This is a genomic window from Sulfoacidibacillus thermotolerans (assembly GCF_003144315.1).
In the GTDB taxonomy this organism is placed as follows: Bacteria; Bacillota; Bacilli; order Alicyclobacillales; family SLC66; genus Sulfoacidibacillus; species Sulfoacidibacillus thermotolerans.
This window is the reverse complement of record NZ_MPDK01000071.1, coordinates 1-2,077: the sequence shown is the minus strand read 5'-3', so window position 1 is coordinate 2,077 and position 2,077 is coordinate 1. Positions and strand designations below refer to the sequence as shown.

Below are 2,077 nucleotides of genomic sequence, written 5' to 3'. Positions count from 1 at the left end.
GTTATTTGAGTGGGTCACATGGAGCTAGGTACACCCGGTTCGACTCCGGGACTCCCCCAAAATACCAACAAAGAGGTGTAGCGCCATGCCAAAAATTCATATCGAGTACACCGAAGCTGACCTTGTTTTACTGGTGTTACGGGATTTAGAAAACACAATGCCGGAAGTTGATTTCAAGAAAGAGGACATCAAAATCCTTGTCAAATCAAAGCAAAACTACAAAGCCGAATGGGAAATCGCGGCATTCAAGGCCACGATAGACCTCTCCATTTGACGAAAACAAAGAGGGGGGTAGGGAGATGAAATACAACGTCAACGCGCAAAGGGGATCGTCAACTCGATCCCGCATCTGTGATGTAGAGAGCATCGCAGATGCATATGAAGAAGTTACTTTGGGGATCGGCAAAGAAAATATGGAGATTACCCGAATTGCACCGGGGGATTATGTCGTCACAACATCCCTTGGAGAAGCCCGCATTATGCGGGAGGACACTTGGCAATAAATGTAAATAAAATGATGAAAAGGGTGTAACCGATGTTTACACCCTTGGTGGCGAACAAGAAGTATCCATCATTAACGAAGCTGGCTTGTATTCTTTGATTTTGACAAGTTGATTACTAGAAGGCTTTTCGCGGGCTGTGCCAAACAACCCGCCCCAGCCGAAAGGCAAGTTTAGTCTAAAAGGAGGAGACCGATGACGGAATACGATTTGATAGAAAGTCGCCTTAGAAGAGATCGCTTAGTAGAGCATTTAGATGTGCTAGATCGTGTAAAAGCGCTCTCTGCGTTGCCCGATGGATTAAATGTCACTGTTGAGATGGCGGCCAATTACTACGACGTTGAAAAACAAACGATCGTTAATTTGATTTATGATTACCATTCCGAACTTGAAGACGATGGACTTAAAGTATTGCGAGGAAATGAATTGAAAGAATTTGCCGCTTTCTTAAAGAAAGTGGCAAATATTGGGGAATTCGTTTCGCCCAAAACTAGGTCACTCACTCTCATCCCTCGCCGCGCGCTTTTACGTATCGGCATGGTGCTGCGTGATAGCGAAGTCGCCAAAGCGGTGCGATCTTATCTACTTGATGTTGAAAAAATCGCCCGACACGATGCACCTACGGTAATTACCAAGGCCACCAAAAGCGCCGAACAAACAGACAAAATGCTTTCGGTTCGCGAAAAAAACGCAGAAGCGCGATTATTGGATGCCAGACGGCGGCAAGGGCAGGCGCTTCAAAATATCATTGATCGCTATGCAGACAAGTTGTCTCCACAAGCCATCGAATCTCTTGCAGCAAAAAGCGCTGAACTCATCGCTGGCGAACCTGTTATCTCCCTTCCGGCAGTCGAGCAACATTTTCTGTCTTGCGAGCAAATCGCAAAACGCGTCGGGCTTTTCAGCTTAAGTGGAAAGCCGCACAAGCAAGCAATCGCTGCTTTGCTTGAGCACGTTGAAACTGACGAAATCGAGAAACTAACGGTCGTAGAGAAAAACGGCGCATGGCAAGGCACAACCGTCAAATACGCAGAATCCGTTGTTCCAAAACTCCTAGAGTATGTTGAAGAGTTGGGAAAACCGCAAGTCCTAAAGTTGGACAAAGAGTACCGCGTTGCTTGGCACTAAAAAATCTTACTTTGCCGTTCATCAGTAGAAGGCTTTTCGCGGGCTGTGCCAAACAACCCGCCCCAGCCGAAAGGCAAACCAAATCCAAGGAGGGAATCAACCGTGCTCAATATTGACGAAAAAATATATCAACAAGTATCCGGCAATTTGCAAGAATTCGATCCGCTCCCTGATGGCAATTACGTCGTTGTGGTGGAGGAGTCAGAAGTACGCGAAAATAAATCCGGGAACGGCTATCATCTCGCGCTCAAATTGCGCGTACAAGGCGGCCCTTATCGAAATCGGATCATTTTTTTGAATCAAGGGTTAACGAACAATCCAATCTCTTTGCGCCATCTTAAAAATGTACTGGACGCGTGCGATTACAAACACAGCGTAAACGAACTGGATCAGTACGCGTCTACTCTTTTGGACAAAGTTGTCGTTGCAAAAGTAACGCATTCCAAAGG

Annotated in this window: 4 protein-coding genes; all 4 read left to right on the top strand. The window is 46.2% G+C overall.

Features of this window, described 5'->3' with window-relative positions:
- Positions 1-85: 85 nt before the first annotated feature.
- Positions 86-274 (top strand): hypothetical protein, encoded by a 189-nt coding sequence (locus BM613_RS14350; RefSeq protein WP_109431838.1) that lies wholly within the window; start codon positions 86-88, stop codon positions 272-274.
- 25 nt (positions 275-299) lie between these two features.
- Positions 300-503 carry a hypothetical protein gene (locus BM613_RS14345; RefSeq protein ID WP_109431837.1) on the top strand — a complete coding sequence of 68 codons (204 nt, stop codon included), beginning with the start codon at positions 300-302 and terminating at the stop codon, positions 501-503.
- Between the two features lie 192 nt (positions 504-695).
- A complete protein-coding gene (locus BM613_RS14335) occupies positions 696-1,628 on the top strand; it encodes a hypothetical protein (protein ID WP_109431836.1) in 933 nt (310 codons plus the stop codon).
- Positions 1,629-1,730: 102 nt separating this feature from the next.
- Positions 1,731-2,077 (top strand): DUF669 domain-containing protein (locus BM613_RS14330; RefSeq protein ID WP_109431835.1); only part of this gene is annotated, 347 nt, incomplete at its 3' end.